The sequence below is a fragment of the Ktedonosporobacter rubrisoli genome (genome assembly GCF_004208415.1).
Taxonomy (GTDB): domain Bacteria; phylum Chloroflexota; class Ktedonobacteria; order Ktedonobacterales; family Ktedonobacteraceae; genus Ktedonosporobacter; species Ktedonosporobacter rubrisoli.
In genome coordinates, this window is sequence record NZ_CP035758.1 from 10,908,996 (window position 1) to 10,924,304 (window position 15,309).

The following is a 15,309-nucleotide window of genomic DNA, read 5'->3' on the forward strand; positions in this document are numbered from 1 at the left end:
TCTCGTAAAAAGAGAAACCGGTTTCCTTAATAGCTATGTAGCGAGATATACCATATCATTAACGAAAAGTCAAGTAAATCAAGAAAAAGTTCAATATTCCATTAAAACCTCGTTTTACTATCTATGGGCTTTCTCATCAGTCAATGTTCTTTGGGAACTCCTGGCAGCCTCCACATTTGTCTAGTTAATTGGCATAGCCAGCGCCTTGGGGGTATCCATGTCTCTTGACAAACTATTCATTTTTTGTTACTATCCTTGCTGTATCAATGTACTAATACACTAATAGATAAAGACAAAAAGATGGCTATCTGGCTACAGATCAATCTACGCAGTAACGTCCCAATTTATGTGCAATTGGTGGAGCAGATCAAGCACGCCCGTGGGTGCGCTTTCCAGGAGAGACGCTGCCTTCGGTGCGCGAGCTGGCCAGCGAGCTCTCCATTGCATCCAACACGATCGTCAAAGCTTACAACGAGCTCCAACGCCTGGGCTTCATAGAGAGTCGTGCGGGCACGGTTGCCGAGCGCATGCGCATCTAACAGCAAGAAGCACTCTTGGAGCGCGTGCACCAGGTGGTCCATGATGGTAGCCGTCTGGGACTGAGCGCCGACGCCTTACGCGTCCACTTTGAGCATGCCATCATGCAGTTCTATCCTGAATGCCAATGGCAGAGGGAGAAGTTATGAAACATAATGAAACAATAAGGCAAAAGGACACTGCCAGGCCATGGGAGCCAGAGGAGAGCGCGGCCATAGAGCTCGTCCACTTCAGCGCCTCCTATGGAGGAAGATCGGTCCTCCACGATGTGAGCTTCACGGTGCCTCGCGGCTCGATCTTCGGCTTGTTAGGAACCAACGGAGCTGGCAAAACCACGACTATCAAAACCCTGCTGGGCTTTCGTCCGCCTCAGAGTGGGATGGTGCGGGTGCTGGGCTATGAGGTAGGCAGACAGCAGCAAGCGATCAACGCCCTGGTGGGCTCGGTGAGTGAGCAGAGCAGCCTCTACGATGGGTTGACCGTCGCCCAGCTTTGCAGGCTCTCGTCTCAGCTGCAGCGGCGGTGGAACCAGCCGCTGGTGCAACGCTTTCTTGATCTCTTTGCCTTGCCTGCTCACGCACGCCTCAAGACCTTCTCCCGGGGCATGCGCTCCCAAGTGGCGCTATGCCTGGCGCTGGGCCATGAGCCGGAGCTGCTCATTCTCGATGAGCCAACCGCCGGCCTTGATCCGCTGGCCCACCAGGTGGTGCTCTCCACCCTTATTGGGGAGGTGGCAGCCAGGGGCACGACCATCTTTTTCGCCACCCAGCAGCTCGCTGAGGTAGAAGCCATGGCCGATCAGGTCGCCGTCCTGCACGGGGGCAGGCTCAGCTTATATGACGAGGTGGACCAATTGCGCACCCGGGAGCAGTTTGTGCGCCTGGTCTATGCCCAGCAGCCCCCGGCTGAAGAGATGGCCTACCTGCGCGGGCTGCCCGACGTGCTGAGGGTAGAGCAGGAAGGGCGCGCGGTGCGCCTGCGCATGGCCGGAGAGGCTCAGGCGCTGGTGGCGTTGCTGCAAGCGCGACCCTATGCCTTGCGTGATCACGAGGTGGTGGCGGTGCCCCTGGCAGAGGTGCTGCTCACTGCGTTGAGAGGAGAAGGAGCATGATCCTCAAAGAGGTGCTGCAAGCGCGCTGGAAGGTTCTTATCTTCGCGTTCCTGGCTCTGGTGGCCTCTGCTGGCAATATCGTCAAGTTTTTCTATGCCAGATATCTGCAAGCAAGTGGCAGCGCGGTTGCTCCCATATTCCAGGAAATGGTGCATGACCCTCTCGTAAAGGATTATCCTGCATTTGCCTGGAACCACTGGTTTGCCACCAACGGCCCGCTCGTCGTGATCCTGTTCGCGGCAGTTTTAGGAGGCGGGCTGATTGCCGAAGAGGCAAGAAGGGGCACAATCTTCTTTTTGCTCAGTAAGCCCATCAGCCGAACACGCCTGCTCCTTACCAAGTATGCAGTGAGTGCGGGATTGTTGCTGGCCGTGAGCGTGATGAGCAGCCTGGTCCTTGCTCTTGCTGGCCTGACCCTGGGACAGCCACTGGCGGTGCTCCCCCTGCTTCTGGCGACCGGGTTGCTCTGGTTGGTGGCCTTAGTTCCTTTGGGGTTGGCCCTCTTCTTTTCCATCCTCTTCTCCGACGCGCTCCGTCCGGTGGTCTTCTCTTTGCTCGTGATGACTGCGATGCTGCTCTTGCCGTTCATCCTGCCCAGCGGAGAACTGTGGAGCCTTGGACGCTCCTGGCAAGAGCAGCAGGCCTCCCTCATGGGCGGTTTTCCGCTCCTGGCGTCGCTCATCTGCCTCATCGCGGCGCTGGTACCGCTGCTGGCAGCTCAGCTTGTGTTTCGGAAGAAGGCCTACTAACATACTAACTACTTCTCTGGTTTTTGCCTCACCTATCTAGAAGATTTGCAGAATCAGACAAGCATTTTCGAGAATTATTCTATCCTGCTATGCGAAGGCGTGTCTATAATGTCTTCAGATGGAGAACAAAACTCTCTCTTTTTGTCGGCATAGTGGAGGATTTTAAGAATATGAACATAACAAGAAATGGCTCACGACCATCTGGCAAAGGACCGGCCGAGTACTTTACCGGCGCTGTGCGCATTGACCCGCTCTTCGATGCTCCCGATCCAGCGCGCGTGGTTGGCGCCAGTGTTACCTTCGAGCCGGGCGCCCGGACTGCCTGGCACACTCATCCGCTAGGCCAGACCTTGATCGTCACGGCTGGTTGTGGCCGGGCCCAACGTTTGGGAGGGCCAATTGAGGACATTCGACCGGGAGACGTGATCTGGTTTGAGCCGGGTGAGAAGCATTGGCATGGGGCCACGCCGACCACGGCTATGACGCATATCGCCCTTCAGGAGCGGCTCGACGGCAAGACTGTTGATTGGATGGAAAAGGTCAGCGACGAACAATACCAGGGTTGATCATGGGGGTGAAACCTTCCGACTATTGAATGGAGATGAGTGGCAATATGAATAGCTCTGCGAGGGAGGTTATATAATGACCGGCTGGACACAACAAGAGCTCGAAAGAATCAGTACGGCGGATGAACTGCAGCTTGCATCTTTAAGGGCAGATGGCACGCTTCACAGGCCTGTCACGATTTGGGTTGTTCGCGTCGGGGATGAGCTGTATGTGCGAGCCTATCGTGGCCGCGAAACGGCCTGGTTTCGTCATACGCAACTGCGTGCCGAGGGAAGCGTTGTTGCCGGCGGGGTGACGAAGGATGTAGCGTTTGTGGATGCCAGCAACGCTGAGGCGCTCAATAACGAGATAGATGCTGTTTATCGGTCGAAGTATCAGCGATATGGTGCGACGTTTGTCGATCCTATGCTAACTCCGCGCGCGCGCGCGACGACCCTGAAGCTGGTGCCAAAGAAGTAAATATGCGGGACAGGCTCTCTCTTTGATCACATGGCAAAGAGAAGGCCGACCTCCTACAGCTTGTAGTGCCGACCTTCTCACTAGCTGTGCTAAGGGAACAACAAGCTAGTGCTGTTTAATGCGAGCAATGACATCGCTGGTCCTGATGCTTCCCACCAGAGGGAGAATAATAATGTGTCCTCCTACTTCGTGGACGATAGAGGCTTCGGGCAGCGTTGCATCAGTGTGGTCGCCGCCTTTAACGTAGAGATTCGGGCTAAGTGTTCGAATCAACTCACTTGCCGTATCCTCCTCAAAGAGAATAGTAGCGTCTACCATATCGAGGGCAGTAACCAGGGCCAATCGATCTTGCTCATTATTGATTGGACGGCCTGGACCTTTGAGCCTGCGCGCGCTGGCATCGCTATTGACCCCCACAACGAGCAGATCGCCCAGGGCCTTTGCCTGGCGCAGGAATTGAAGATGTCCCACATGGAGGATATCGAATACTCCATTCGTGAAAACGATCTTTTTACCTTCAAGGCGCGCGACTTCTAGCTGTGCTGCCAGCCGGGCTAGAGCAGCGTGTGGGTGACCTTCTTCAGTAAAATTAGCCTGCGCAGTATAGGCTCGTAAGCTCACGCGCTGGAGCAACTCCTGATGTGAGACAACGGCGGTGCGTGGTCTGGTCACTGCAATTCCCGCCGCATCAATGCCAATCCGTATCGCCTCCTCTATTGATCCTTCTGCCGCCAGGGCAAGAATGAGCGCTGAGGCAAAAGAATCACCTGCTCCTACATCGTGGGCGACAGCAATCGGGTGAGCAGGGAAGTGGGTGCAGTGCCCTTGTTGGCTCAGGAGGAAGACGCCATGTTCGGCAAGTGTGATCGCGATATTTTTTGTGGCTAGAGAGGTGCGCATACGCCAGGCAAGTTGCTCGATGATCTGCAACTTCTCGGGCCAGGATGCATCGCTGGCAAGAGACCACTGCCTGGCGTCCCCATTAACGAAGCGGCTAGCTTCTTGAGCGTTTGGAGTGACAATGGTGGCCGGGAACTGGCTAAATGGTGTTAGATCTTGTGCATCCACAAGGAAAAATTTGGGATGTGTCTGATATTTCTTGTGCAGCCAGGCAATCAGAGCCGAAGAAAGCACGCCGTAGCCATAGTCAGAGAGCATAACTGCATCACAAAGAGCATAGAGATGGTCCAGATGAGCCAGAAGAGCTTGTTGCGCTTCGTGTGGATAGGAAGAGGCAGAGGAAGCTCCCTCATCGAAGCGTGCAATATGTTGGCCATCAGCCATAATGCGCAGCTTATGCGGAGTAGAGATCGTTGGCACTTCCACAAGCCATCGATCCTCAATGCCACGCTCGCGCAACGTCTCACGTAGCAATGTGCCGGCCAAGTCCTTACCAACCACACTGACAAAAGACACGTGAGCCCCAAGGGCTTGTAGATTCGCGGCTACGTTTGCAGCTCCTCCCGGGAGCCGCTGTTCTAGCGTCTTGCGGACGACAGGAATCGGACCGTCGCGACTCAAGCGCGCCGCTTCCCCTTCAAGATAACTATCAAGAAGCGCATCGCCTACCAAGAGAATACGTCTCCCTTGAAAGCTGTGAACGAGATCGAGAGCATTGGAAGAAAGGACACGATACATCCTCTAGTCCCCCTGAAGAAAATGTTTGCTTCCTATCTATCAGATCGCACCCATAAGCTATGCAAGGCTAGTAGATGGCGAGGATGAGTTTGAGAGAAAATATCAGCATGCGAACTGAAGAGAGAAGACAACCAAGCGTTGCCCTGGTATGCTGTATTCTACCATATTAGTTTATGAGAGAAAATAATGGTGTTTTTCTGGTCTCCATCGTCATAAATCAGGTTCCATTTATTTCAGTGCTTTCAAATAAGCTGAAATGAGTTCGAGTTCTACTTCTCCCTTCAGATGTAAGCTAACTGTCTCTGTTGGTGCTCTTTTGGCCTTCCTGATAAATTCCTCCGACGCAATTTATATAGTTCCGTTCTAACCAAACGTAGGAGGACGACCAGATATTTCTGGGAACCCATAATGACAGATGGGGGTTTTGATAGTTGCCCAATGGACTGCTCAACAAATTTACTGCCCATTCCTTGATCCTCCTTGTGGGAAGATTATTTCTTCGTGTAACTAACATGGTTTATCAATCAGGTTACTTGTAATCTGTCCATACGCCTGAATGCTAAGGTGATATGGATTTACTTATTGTAATGAATATAATCGAGAAATAAGATATTGGTATCCAACCATAGACAGATCTTTTCTCGTAAAGTACGAGATCAGGGTTACTGAGAGACTGACAAGGAACCTTGAAGCGTTCATTGTCATTTCTAAGTGGATCAGACAGGAAATAAATCCCCTGGATACCCAGAAATATGACCGGAATACATATCTTTGCCCTTGATTACATACCATACTGTATGGTATTTTTGAAGAGGCAGTATTATTCAGGAGTTTGAAAATAAGGGGAGCCATGGAGCGGAAAAGACAAATGGGCTGGTGAGCAGAGGGCTGCGCGCTGCTCATTGAAGAGGGAGCAAATGCTCTGATAAGAGAAAATATTTGGCATAGAAACACAAATAGAGAAAGGCGGAGTGATCCAATGGGACTGCAATCTATTCCCGTGAATTGGGGAGCTACTTCTTTTGAAAGAGCGCTGCCATTTCCCTGTGATCGCTATCTTCTAGAGGCTGAGGCTACATACTTCCGTGCTATAGATATTCGTGCACCTGCCCATACGCTTTTTCAGTGGTTATGCCAGCTGAGGGTCGCACCATATAGTTATGATATGATCGATAACTGGGGACACCGGAGTCCTCGCTACCTCATATCTGAACTCCAGAATTTAGAAGTGGGGCAGCGCGTGATGACTATTTTTCGGCTTGTGGAATTTGAGGCCGATCGGCACCTGACGCTTGTACTCACCTCGCCACCGGCCATCACACTTTTTGGGGAGATCGCTATTAGCTATCTCATTCTGCCTCTGGATGAGCAGTATTGTCGTCTGGTAGCGAAACTATTGCTACGCTTTCCGCAAAAGAGATTTGGACGCCTGCAGCGTGCCTTCTTGCCTTGGGGAGATCTCTTCATGATGCGTAAGCAATTCTTGAACATAAAACACCTTGCTGAAAGCCATGCCTAGTGCTCAGACAGTCGATAGCCTTCCTACAATCCTCTGATCTCATTCTGCTCCAGGAATGGAGCGGATGGATTGCCATGAAGTGATCCATCCACTCTGTTCCCGCATCGCTACTTCCTTTTAGCTGGTCGCTTGAAAAATCCGATCAAGCGCCCTTGCTGAGGAATGACCGTGACGAGTTCCCAGCCATTGTGTCCCCAAAGAGAAAGCGTATTATCAAGCAGTGTTCCGCTAATTTCAGCGTGTTCGGAATCCAGGCAATCGGCAAGCCCCATCTCTATACTATACTCCCAGACGTCAGGTTCCTGGTTGATAGCCCACCTCCGTTGCATGAGGTCTGCCTGCAGATTGTTCATCATTCGTACAGAGGCATGAGAAAGCTCAGCGATAATAGCTTCGTTTTCTGTCTCTTCTAGCACTAGAATCCCAGGATCACGAGGAATGCGAAAGCGCGTATGATCATGAAAGAACTGAGTGACAAGCGTTCCTAAAGTTTCTCCTTGCGCTGTCTTTACAGTGCTCCAGTAGCAGCGTTCTCGTTCCTCTGGCGGTCCCCAGTATTCTAACGAGGAGGTCTGAAAATCTCCCGGGTAGTCTGGCTCACAGACAAAGCCAGCTTGCTTAAGTTGCTCCTGGATAGGCTGGCAGAGCATGCGTTGGAATACTCCATAGGCACGTTCTCCCGCCTGATCGAAAATGCGCAACAATTCTTCTTGTTGCTCTTGCAACAGCGATTGGCACTTTTCATGAATATATTGCTTGATATAGCTTGCCAGCGTATGAATGGTAACCTCTCTCTTCTCAGAGAGAAACGTTTCTAACGACTTCATCGAAAATGACTCCTTTTATGTTAAGTGTATATAATATGCTTTCCTGCACGGTATCCTGTTTGCTACGCATAATTGGGCTTCAACAGGAAACGGGAAAACTGATAGAACGCTTTGAAGGCCTAAAACTAGCCAAGAGTTTGTAGCCAGCTTGCCAGTGCGCTGCCAATCTCCTCAGGCGCGTCTTCCTGGAGAAAGTGGCGTCCCGGCACTGTGATCTCATATTGAGCGGGCCAGGTATGGCAGAAAGCGCGTTCGCTCGGTGGCATTGAACCTGGATCGCCCTGAATAAAGAGCTTAGGAATTAGGCTTTGGGATAGCCACGTTCCGTAGGTTGTAATGATATTTGTCACATCGGCAGGCTCACCATCAAATGGAGCCTGCCGAGGCCAGGTCAGCATAGGACGACGCGCCTCACCAGGCTCAATAAAGGGACGACGGTAATTATCCATCTCTTCTTCAGTGAGGCTACGCAGTACACCGCCGGGAAGTATGCGTTCAATAAAGATGTTCTGTGATAAAACCATTTGCTCTCCTGCGGGTGAGCGCACGGCTTGAAGGTATTCCCGGAAGGGGGAGGGAACTTCACTCCAGGTTCGTGGTCTGACGATTGCTTCCATATAGGCGATGCCGCGCACAGCTTCCTGGTGACGATATGCCCAATCAAAGCCCAGTGCCGAACCCCAATCATGTGCTATCAGCGTGACGCGTTCCTCAACTCCAAGCTGATTTAAGAGGGCATCAAGGTAGCGGCGATGCTCAACGAAGGTGTAGGAGGCAGGGCCGCTATCTGCTAGTTTTGCCGAATCGCCCATACCGATAAGGTCGGGTGCGATACAGCGCCCAAGCGTTTGGACATAGGGCAGGATATTACGCCAGAGGTAAGAGGAGGTGGGATTGCCGTGGAAGAACACTATCGGGTCGCCACTTCCAACCTCTATATAGGCCATCTCGCGTCCCAGTACTACTTGACGCTTTTTCTGCTCAGAAAAGATTGAGCTAAGCATGCTACTCCCTTTCTATTATTCTTTAGCATAGAAACTATTTCAACATCCCGAAGAAGCACGCTCTGCCCCGATGTAGAATGCATGTGTTTCTGGGAAGCCGGAACTAACAAGTTCTTCCTCAAGAGAGGCGAGCAGGTTGTCGTAAGGACTGCTTATCATGGATATTCTGTTGCTCCTGTTGCTCGTAGCGCCTTTTCCCAACCCATGAAAACATGCCAGGAAAGCGGAACTGAGCCAGAGTAGCTTTTACGACAAAGGCCACGAATGCTTCCCGCGTAAGAGCTCCTGGTCGGCCCGTAATATAGGGCATTTTAGGCCTATCTTCGGGCGAAAGCGTGAGAAACAGTGCATTGTTTTGCCCAAGAGCAATAGCCTGGGCTACATAGGCGAAGCTAAGAGGTTTGGGTGTCTTGCCTGCCAGTTCAAGGCTTAAGCAATCAGCAGCGTGTGCGCCCATGATTGAGGCAGTGAAGGCGCTCATGCGTACATGAGGTACTCCAGGACTCTCGACAGGAAGAGCAGAGTCACCAATTGCATAGACCTGAGGATGAGAGATCGAGTGTAGAAAGGGATTGACAAGGACCTGGCCTTGCTCATTCACTGCCAGACCGGATTCTCTTGCTAATGTTGGTACCACAAAGCCCGCCGTCCAGATGCATAGATCGCAGGCTATTTCTTGGCCTCCTTCCAGGACTACACTTTGCGCACTGACAGTATTCACCTCGCTCTGGTCTACGATCTCAACGCCCAGGTTTGCTAGCCGTCGTTGGAAAATCTCGGCGACGCCGTTATCCCAGGCGCGAGCGAATGCTCCCCGCGTCAGCAGGCTAACCTTGATGTGAGGATAGACGCTTGCTATCTGAGTAGCGGTCTCGACTCCGGTAACTCCGCCGCCACCAACCACTACATGTCCTCCCCTTGCCTCTATCTCTGGGAGTTTTGTGCGCAAGGCGGAGGCGGATAACGGACCACTGGTCGTGAGACTGTAGGCATACTGTTCTACCCCGGGTACGCTTTGGAGGTCTGTCATACTTCCCAGGGCATAGACCAGGTAATCATATTCCAGATCGTGCTGCTCTTGCTGATGGAGGACTGTAACACGGCGCTGCTCAGGATCAAGGCCGATGGCTCGCCCTTGAAAAAATTGGACCTGTGTTTTGTTTAGAATTTGAGCGAACGGGCGACTAAAGATGTGCTGATTGGTGGCAAACTCGTGGAGTCGAGGGCGTACGATAAAGGTATCAGCCTCGTCGACTAGCGTGATCTGGACAGGCTTGTGGGATACCTTGCCTGCCAGGCGCAAGGTAAAGAGCAGGCCAGCAATCCCTGCACCAAGAACAAGAATACGGGTAGACGGTTGTGTCATAACCGTCCTCCTTTCTATTACTCAGCTATTGACTGAAAAATGTGCTCAAACTATTTTTTTGCCACAATGTAAGTGTGATGTTTAGCGTGTTTGCTCATCACAACAAAAGAGAGGCTTAAAGGGTCCGATTTGGGACAACATTGCTTTCTGTGATGGGAAGAGTTGAACTAATATTGCTCGAACATTGATTGTAGCAATTGCATGGATGCAGCCCGGCAAGAGCGATGGAAAGGAAGCAGCTTGATGTATACGCATATTTCAGGCCGGACAAAATATTGATGATCATCCTATCATACAGGAAGGTATTCGCTTAATGCTCGCTGCCAGCGATGATCTGGCCCTGGTGGGGGATGCAGCCGATGGTGCAACAGCCTTGCGTATCATTGAAGAGCTGCAACCGGAGGTAGTTTTGCTAGATATGCGCATGCCAGGGATGAGCGGTTTAGACATACTGAAGTGCCTACGGAAACATTGGCCACAACTTGCCGTGCTAATCTTGACGACCTTCGATGAAGATGAGCTGATTTTGCGTGGATTTCAGGCAGGGGCGTCAGGCTATTTGCTCAAAGAAAGCTCGTTGGAGACACTTTTCCAGGCGATTCGGGTGGCCGTTCATGGAGAAATTGTGATGCAGCCGGAAATTATGGCGCGTGTACTTTCATATATCCGTCCTCCAGCTTTCAAGTCACATTCTCCTTCTCTACCCGCTTCTCTAGAATTGACCAGGCGAGAACAAGAAGTGCTTGCCGGAGTTGCCAATGGGGAGCGAAGCAAGGAGATTGCAAAGCGCCTGGGGATTACTGAGCGCACTGTCCGCGCTTACTTAACCAACATCTATACCAAGCTTGAGGTTGATTCGCGCGCCTCTGCTGTTGCGGCGGCTATCCACAGGGGCCTCTTGCCAGGAAAGGATGTATGAGAAGAAAACGCTTGGCTCTTTTTATCATGTATAAAATATGATAGCGTTGCATACAGGGAATGTTTAAGCCAGCCCTATAAACCAAGAATTTTCGGCTATTTTATGCCAGACTTCTTGACAGTTATATAGAAAATCTTCTATATAATCTATGGTGCGTTTTGTAAGAGTATGGCCGCTTGCCAAGATATGAGAGGGATAGCGTCAATGAGAGCAGTTGTGATGAGTTATCGCCAGCTGACCGCTACAACTAGGTTTCGTGATAACAAGGCTTTCTATCTTTTGCGCTATCTCTTCAGTGGTAAAGAATGCCGCATATCTCTTCCTGGGCAAAGCTCGGTCCTCCAAGAAGTCAGGCAGATGACAAACAGTTTCCAGCAGGAAGCAGGCAGTATTAGCTTATGTAAACAGCTCTTGCCGTTAGTAAAACAATCGCCTCTACCCCCCCCAAATAGATACATAGATATAATTGGATGTATTGCGCGAAGAGAAACTGGAGAAGGAGAAACAAGAAGATACAACTTCTCACTGTCCCATAACCTACTTACTACTTTTGCCTCACTATGTGCCTTTTTTGCCTTTGCCAACAATCAGAAAAGTGCTGACGATAAATCAAAATCGGAAAAGAAAAAATCCGAGCAGGCGAAATCAAAGCCTGATAAGAAAGACAAGCGAGAGCAGCAGGATCAAAAAGATCGAAAAACCAAAGGCTAGCCGCCTGTTCCCAGCTGACTTGAAGCTGAGGTAAGCAACTCTTAATTGCCGTTTTGAAACAATTCCTTTGCTGATTACTCTTCTTGGATCTGGGCTGTTTGCCGAAGCCGGGTTGCCTCTTCGTAGCGGTTCATGCTCTCCAACAGTAAGGCATATTTTTCTCGTGTGAGGGCGACAAGCGAGTGGTCGGGGCCAAGCGTTTGGAGGCGGAGCGCAAGAGCTCGTTGGAACAAGGCTTCTGCTTCCTGGTATGCTTGCTGGGAGGCCCGTAGAATAGCTAGATTGCTCAGGCTTTGCGCTGTATCGGGATGGGTAGGACCCAGGACCTGCTCGCGGATAGCAAGAGCACGCTTTAGAAGCGGCTCAGCGCGTTCTTTGGCCTGGGTGTCGCGATATAGTACCCCCAGATTATTAAGCACATCTGCGACTGCCGGGTGATTTGCTCCAAAGGCCCGCTCATAGATATTCAATGCGCGCAAATAGAACTGCTCGGCCTGCTGAAGATTTCCCTTTTTGTCCGCAAGGAAGGCCAGATTATTGAGATAGAGGGCCACATCTGGGTGGTCAGATCCCTGTACTTCTTCGACGATGCTCAATGCTCGCTGGTAGAGCTCCTCTGCTTGCCTATCTTTCCCCTGGGCTTCGTAAACACTTGCTGATTTATTGAGGCTATACGCGATGTCTGGATGTACTTCTTCCAGAGCTTGCTCTCGGATGAAAAGTGCACGCTGGTAGAATAGCTCAGCCTGCTGATAATCTCCATGTTTTTCGGCGAGAGCGCCAAGACCATTCAATGGGTATGTTAGATCCGGATCGTTGGGAGGCAGCGTGCGTTCATAAATTGCGAGTGCGCGTTTGTATGCTGTTTCGGCTTGAGTATACTTCCCCTGCTGCATATAGATCAGCCCCAGGTTATTGAGCGTTTTGGCGGTACCAGGATGCTCAGGGCCATTTGTCTGTTCATCTATGCTAAGGACGCGTTGGTAAAACTGCTCAGCTTGTTGGTATTGTCCTAGGCTTCCATATAGGACAGCCAGGTTATAGAGGCTCTCTGCGGTTTGAGGATGAGTAGGGCCAAGAACTTGTTCGCGAAGTTCCAGAGCACGCAAGTGTACGCTCTCAGCTTCTTGATATCTGGCCTGGCGGTGATACAGAAGTCCAAGCGCGTTAAGGGTTGAGGCAATTTCCTGCGCTTCCGCCCGGTGGTGCTGTTCCTGTAGCTGTAAGGCCTGAGAAAGATACTTTTCTGCCTCCTGGTAGCATGCCTTCTGATAACAATAAAAGCCCAGGCGCTCAAGAAGCTGCCCGGCTTCTTTCGAGCTCAATTGATAGCGGGTAATCAAGCTTGCACAATGCTGGGCTTGTGGGAGATAACGCTCACATTTCGCTCTGACCGCAAAGTGTACTTCGGGAAAAACTCGATTCACCATGCGTATAACCTGGCTGGCCCATTGGCGTTGTTGCCTTCTTGGAAGCGCATCGATGAGTACGGCTTGAATGATGCGGCGAATACGCAATATTGTTGTGTCTGCCAGGTAGTGGAGCAGGGAGTAACTATGCAGGTCGGCTAACGCTTCGTTGAGGGCCAGAGGCTGAGCGGCAAGCGAGCGTAGCGGCTCGTTTAATTCGGCTGCGCCATCTACGAGTAGTTCGTAGGGGATAGCTTCAGGTTGCAAAAAGGCTAGTAAACGCAAGAGCTGTAGATTTGTTGGTCTTTGCTGGATCACTTTTTCGATGGCCAGGGTCAGCGTGATGGTCACAGATTCAGGATGATTCTGCGTGCTTACAATCCGTCCACGTCGGCTTAACAATGTCACACGCTCCTGCTGGAGAAGAGTAAGATAGTTGTTCAGGCCACAGCCTGTTTCTTCAAGATATGCGCCTGCCTGATCGAGGGCAAGCGGAAAGCCGTCAAGGGCCTGGGCAATGGCTCTGGCTTGCTCGATAGCTTCAGGCGGAGTTTGGGCAAGCGGCGTTTTGCCACGAATGATCCCAGACCGTTTGAGTAAAAAGAGCACGCTTGCATCGATGTCAAGCTGAGTGATAGGGATCATTGAGGTGATTTCCCCCAATGTCTGTATATGTGTGGTCAGAATGACGTGGCCGCTACCCTGGGAGGGAACAATCAAGTCGATGAGCGCGAGATCGTCGAGGTGATCGAGCACAAGCAACCAGCTTGTCTGATTTTGTAACCAGTCTTTGACGGCGGCAAAGAGCTGGCCTTCATCTGCATGATCTCGCTCTGGCAGCCCAAGTTTCTCGGCCAGGTTACTTACCTCGGTGCTTAATGTTTCGCGAGATGAGGAGTTAAGCCATACAATGGAGCGGTACAGATGAGATGTGCGATGGAGATATTCCAAAGCAATCTGCGTTTTTCCTATGCCTCCCAGACCGTTTAGGGTCAGTATACGTGGCTGCCGGGTCTGAGCGAAGGTGAAAGAAGAGGAAACTGCCTCTAAAATCGTTTCTCGATCGGTAAAGAAAGCATTCTGCCGGTAAGAGCAGTGGCACATAGGGAGCTTTGGCGTGGCTAAGCGTATACGTACCCTCTTTAGCTGGCCTGCTAGCTCTTCGACAACTTTACGAATGCCTTGTGCTACCTCAACAAGACCTGCATCAAGATTGCGTTTAAGACTTAGGGGAGTGCCTCCCATGGGGAGTGGGGCGTAGTTGACGAGGGGAAGTGTTTCCCAGTCAATAGGAGATAAAATAACTGGGATCAAGCGTGCCTTGCCGGAGGTACTGAGCTCAAGAGCTCTTTGCATCTCGTATTCATAGCAGCGCGGCGAGGCCAAAAACTCGGCGCTAATTAGTAGGACGATAATATCGGCTGAGCGAAGCTGATTCTCAATGATTTGCGAGAAGTTGTTGCCTACACTGATGGCGCTATCATACCATTCGTCAATAAGGCGCTGTCGTCGCAAAACGCTCAAGTGTGCTGCAAGCTTTTTGAACAGGCGCTTATCTTTTGGAGAGGAAGTTGCATAAGAAAAAAAGATCTTAACAGCCTGAGAAAGCGATGTAAAAGACATATCAGGCATCTCTCCCGAACTGAAGCAAGCTGCATAAAAATTGCACGCAAGCGTGAGAAGGCTAACTTTAGCAATATATATTTTTCCATGTATTTTAGCATGAGAAACTGGCTTTGTATACAAGCTCTATGTGTAGAGGGTGCGCGATGGAACGCAACTGTATTTCTTATAGCAAGGATAATGGAGCTGATTGCTGGCCTGGCTGGCGATACGGTTCCTACGGCGCTGGAGCCTGGCTGAAGGGTAGGCTCGCTAGCTTGTTCTCTTTGAAGGCCTATGGCTTATCAAAAAGAAGCTTCTAGCCGCAGAAAAGTGGCTGAAAATATGGCATAAAAAGCTTTTCTATGTTATCCTTATATTCGTTGGAGTTGCTCATTTCCCTGTACTTTAGGAATGTTAAGGGACTCTAACATTGCGCAAATCGGCCCTACAAACCATTTCTATTTCCTTGGGAAAATTTTTTAGCAGTAAATAGATACATATCTATATGCGCCAGGCCGATTTAGAGGATTTTTAAGAGAGGTAAGTGTCAATGAGAGCAACATTAGCGCAAAAAGTTCCTGAGCTCTTTTCGGCATTATGTGGCTATGCCATACTCAGATCCGTAGAGCCTTTTAGGAAGCAAGCGGTATTGTTGCGTAGTGGACCCGCACCCCTATCATTGGGCATGGCTACACATACCCCCCCCCAGATAGATACATCGATACGTATAAATAGCAAGGCGAAGGTTAGCGGCAAGGGAAGGTGGGGAGTATCGCCTTCACGCCTTCTTGCGAATCTATTTTGTCTATTTACCACAAAATTTGGAATATTTTCTTCCTCTCAGCTTCTTCTTACAGACTATTGTCGGGTCCATGATACACAAGATAA

The 15,309-nt window shown here is 50.7% G+C and carries 14 protein-coding genes; 9 read left to right on the top strand and 5 right to left on the bottom strand.

The features are described 5' to 3' along the window. The first annotated feature begins 383 nt into the window (after positions 1 to 383). From EPA93_RS46380 to EPA93_RS46400, 6 genes are all read left to right on the top strand, one after another. Positions 384 to 539, top strand: coding sequence for a GntR family transcriptional regulator (locus tag EPA93_RS46380; protein ID WP_207229379.1), 156 nt, complete (start codon positions 384 to 386; stop codon positions 537 to 539). Between the two features lie 15 nt (positions 540 to 554). Further along, positions 555 to 686, top strand: coding sequence for a hypothetical protein (locus EPA93_RS50705; RefSeq protein WP_277988711.1), 132 nt, complete (start codon positions 555 to 557; stop codon positions 684 to 686). After that, the gene (locus tag EPA93_RS46385) at positions 683 to 1,648 is read left to right on the top strand and encodes an ABC transporter ATP-binding protein (protein ID WP_165423852.1); all 966 of its coding nucleotides are present in this window, start codon (positions 683 to 685) and stop codon (positions 1,646 to 1,648) included. Before EPA93_RS50705 ends, EPA93_RS46385 begins: the two co-directional genes overlap by 4 nt. Next, the gene (locus EPA93_RS46390; protein WP_129894070.1) at positions 1,645 to 2,397 is read left to right on the top strand and encodes an ABC transporter permease; all 753 of its coding nucleotides are present in this window, start codon (positions 1,645 to 1,647) and stop codon (positions 2,395 to 2,397) included. Before EPA93_RS46385 ends, EPA93_RS46390 begins: the two co-directional genes overlap by 4 nt. 170 nt (positions 2,398 to 2,567) lie before the next feature. Then, entirely contained in the window at positions 2,568 to 2,963 is a 396-nt protein-coding gene (locus tag EPA93_RS46395) for a (R)-mandelonitrile lyase (RefSeq protein ID WP_129894071.1), read from the top strand. Between the two features lie 76 nt (positions 2,964 to 3,039). Further along, positions 3,040 to 3,423, top strand: a complete 384-nt coding sequence (locus tag EPA93_RS46400) for a DUF2255 family protein (protein ID WP_129894072.1) — start codon at positions 3,040 to 3,042, stop codon at positions 3,421 to 3,423. A 105-nt stretch (positions 3,424 to 3,528) separates the two neighbouring features. Here the strand turns inward: EPA93_RS46400 and EPA93_RS46405 are convergent, their stop codons facing one another. Next, on the bottom strand, positions 3,529 to 5,061 hold the full coding sequence (locus EPA93_RS46405; protein ID WP_129894073.1) for a PfkB family carbohydrate kinase: 1,533 nt from the start codon (positions 5,059 to 5,061) through the stop codon (positions 3,529 to 3,531). Positions 5,062 to 6,040: 979 nt separating this feature from the next. Here EPA93_RS46405 and EPA93_RS46410 point away from each other — a divergent pair. Further along, the gene (locus EPA93_RS46410) at positions 6,041 to 6,580 is read left to right on the top strand and encodes a hypothetical protein (RefSeq protein WP_129894074.1); all 540 of its coding nucleotides are present in this window, start codon (positions 6,041 to 6,043) and stop codon (positions 6,578 to 6,580) included. A 107-nt stretch (positions 6,581 to 6,687) separates the two neighbouring features. Here the strand turns inward: EPA93_RS46410 and EPA93_RS46415 are convergent, their stop codons facing one another. From EPA93_RS46415 to EPA93_RS46425, 3 genes are all read right to left on the bottom strand, one after another. After that, on the bottom strand, positions 6,688 to 7,407 hold the full coding sequence (locus EPA93_RS46415; protein WP_129894075.1) for a DUF6022 family protein: 720 nt from the start codon (positions 7,405 to 7,407) through the stop codon (positions 6,688 to 6,690). Between the two features lie 125 nt (positions 7,408 to 7,532). Then, on the bottom strand, positions 7,533 to 8,411 hold the full coding sequence (locus tag EPA93_RS46420) for a haloalkane dehalogenase (protein WP_129894076.1): 879 nt from the start codon (positions 8,409 to 8,411) through the stop codon (positions 7,533 to 7,535). A 118-nt stretch (positions 8,412 to 8,529) separates the two neighbouring features. Continuing rightward, positions 8,530 to 9,777: an NAD(P)/FAD-dependent oxidoreductase gene (locus EPA93_RS46425; RefSeq protein ID WP_129894077.1), complete on the bottom strand. Its 1,248-nt coding sequence runs from the start codon at positions 9,775 to 9,777 to the stop codon at positions 8,530 to 8,532. Between the two features lie 274 nt (positions 9,778 to 10,051). Here EPA93_RS46425 and EPA93_RS46430 point away from each other — a divergent pair, with 274 nt between their 5' ends. Next, positions 10,052 to 10,696: a response regulator gene (locus tag EPA93_RS46430; protein WP_340689254.1), complete on the top strand. Its 645-nt coding sequence runs from the start codon at positions 10,052 to 10,054 to the stop codon at positions 10,694 to 10,696. 204 nt (positions 10,697 to 10,900) lie between these two features. Then, positions 10,901 to 11,407 carry a hypothetical protein gene (locus EPA93_RS46435; RefSeq protein WP_129894079.1) on the top strand — a complete coding sequence of 169 codons (507 nt, stop codon included), beginning with the start codon at positions 10,901 to 10,903 and terminating at the stop codon, positions 11,405 to 11,407. Positions 11,408 to 11,481: 74 nt separating this feature from the next. On the opposite strand, the gene fxsT is transcribed toward EPA93_RS46435, so the two are convergent. Then, positions 11,482 to 14,439, bottom strand: a complete 2,958-nt coding sequence (gene fxsT / locus EPA93_RS46440; RefSeq protein ID WP_165423853.1) for an FxSxx-COOH system tetratricopeptide repeat protein — start codon at positions 14,437 to 14,439, stop codon at positions 11,482 to 11,484. Between the last annotated feature and the right edge of the window lie 870 nt (positions 14,440 to 15,309).

Coding starts and splice junctions, on each gene's coding strand:
- EPA93_RS46385 (WP_165423852.1), top strand. CDS start 683: ATGAAACATAATGAAACAATAAGGCAAAAGGACACTGCCAGGCCATGG.
- EPA93_RS46390 (WP_129894070.1), top strand. CDS start 1,645: ATGATCCTCAAAGAGGTGCTGCAAGCGCGCTGGAAGGTTCTTATCTTC.
- EPA93_RS46395 (WP_129894071.1), top strand. CDS start 2,568: ATGAACATAACAAGAAATGGCTCACGACCATCTGGCAAAGGACCGGCC.
- EPA93_RS46400 (WP_129894072.1), top strand. CDS start 3,040: ATGACCGGCTGGACACAACAAGAGCTCGAAAGAATCAGTACGGCGGAT.
- EPA93_RS46405 (WP_129894073.1), bottom strand. CDS start 5,061: ATGTATCGTGTCCTTTCTTCCAATGCTCTCGATCTCGTTCACAGCTTT.
- EPA93_RS46410 (WP_129894074.1), top strand. CDS start 6,041: ATGGGACTGCAATCTATTCCCGTGAATTGGGGAGCTACTTCTTTTGAA.
- EPA93_RS46415 (WP_129894075.1), bottom strand. CDS start 7,407: ATGAAGTCGTTAGAAACGTTTCTCTCTGAGAAGAGAGAGGTTACCATT.
- EPA93_RS46420 (WP_129894076.1), bottom strand. CDS start 8,411: ATGCTTAGCTCAATCTTTTCTGAGCAGAAAAAGCGTCAAGTAGTACTG.
- EPA93_RS46425 (WP_129894077.1), bottom strand. CDS start 9,777: ATGACACAACCGTCTACCCGTATTCTTGTTCTTGGTGCAGGGATTGCT.
- EPA93_RS46435 (WP_129894079.1), top strand. CDS start 10,901: ATGAGAGCAGTTGTGATGAGTTATCGCCAGCTGACCGCTACAACTAGG.
- fxsT (WP_165423853.1), bottom strand. CDS start 14,439: ATGTCTTTTACATCGCTTTCTCAGGCTGTTAAGATCTTTTTTTCTTAT.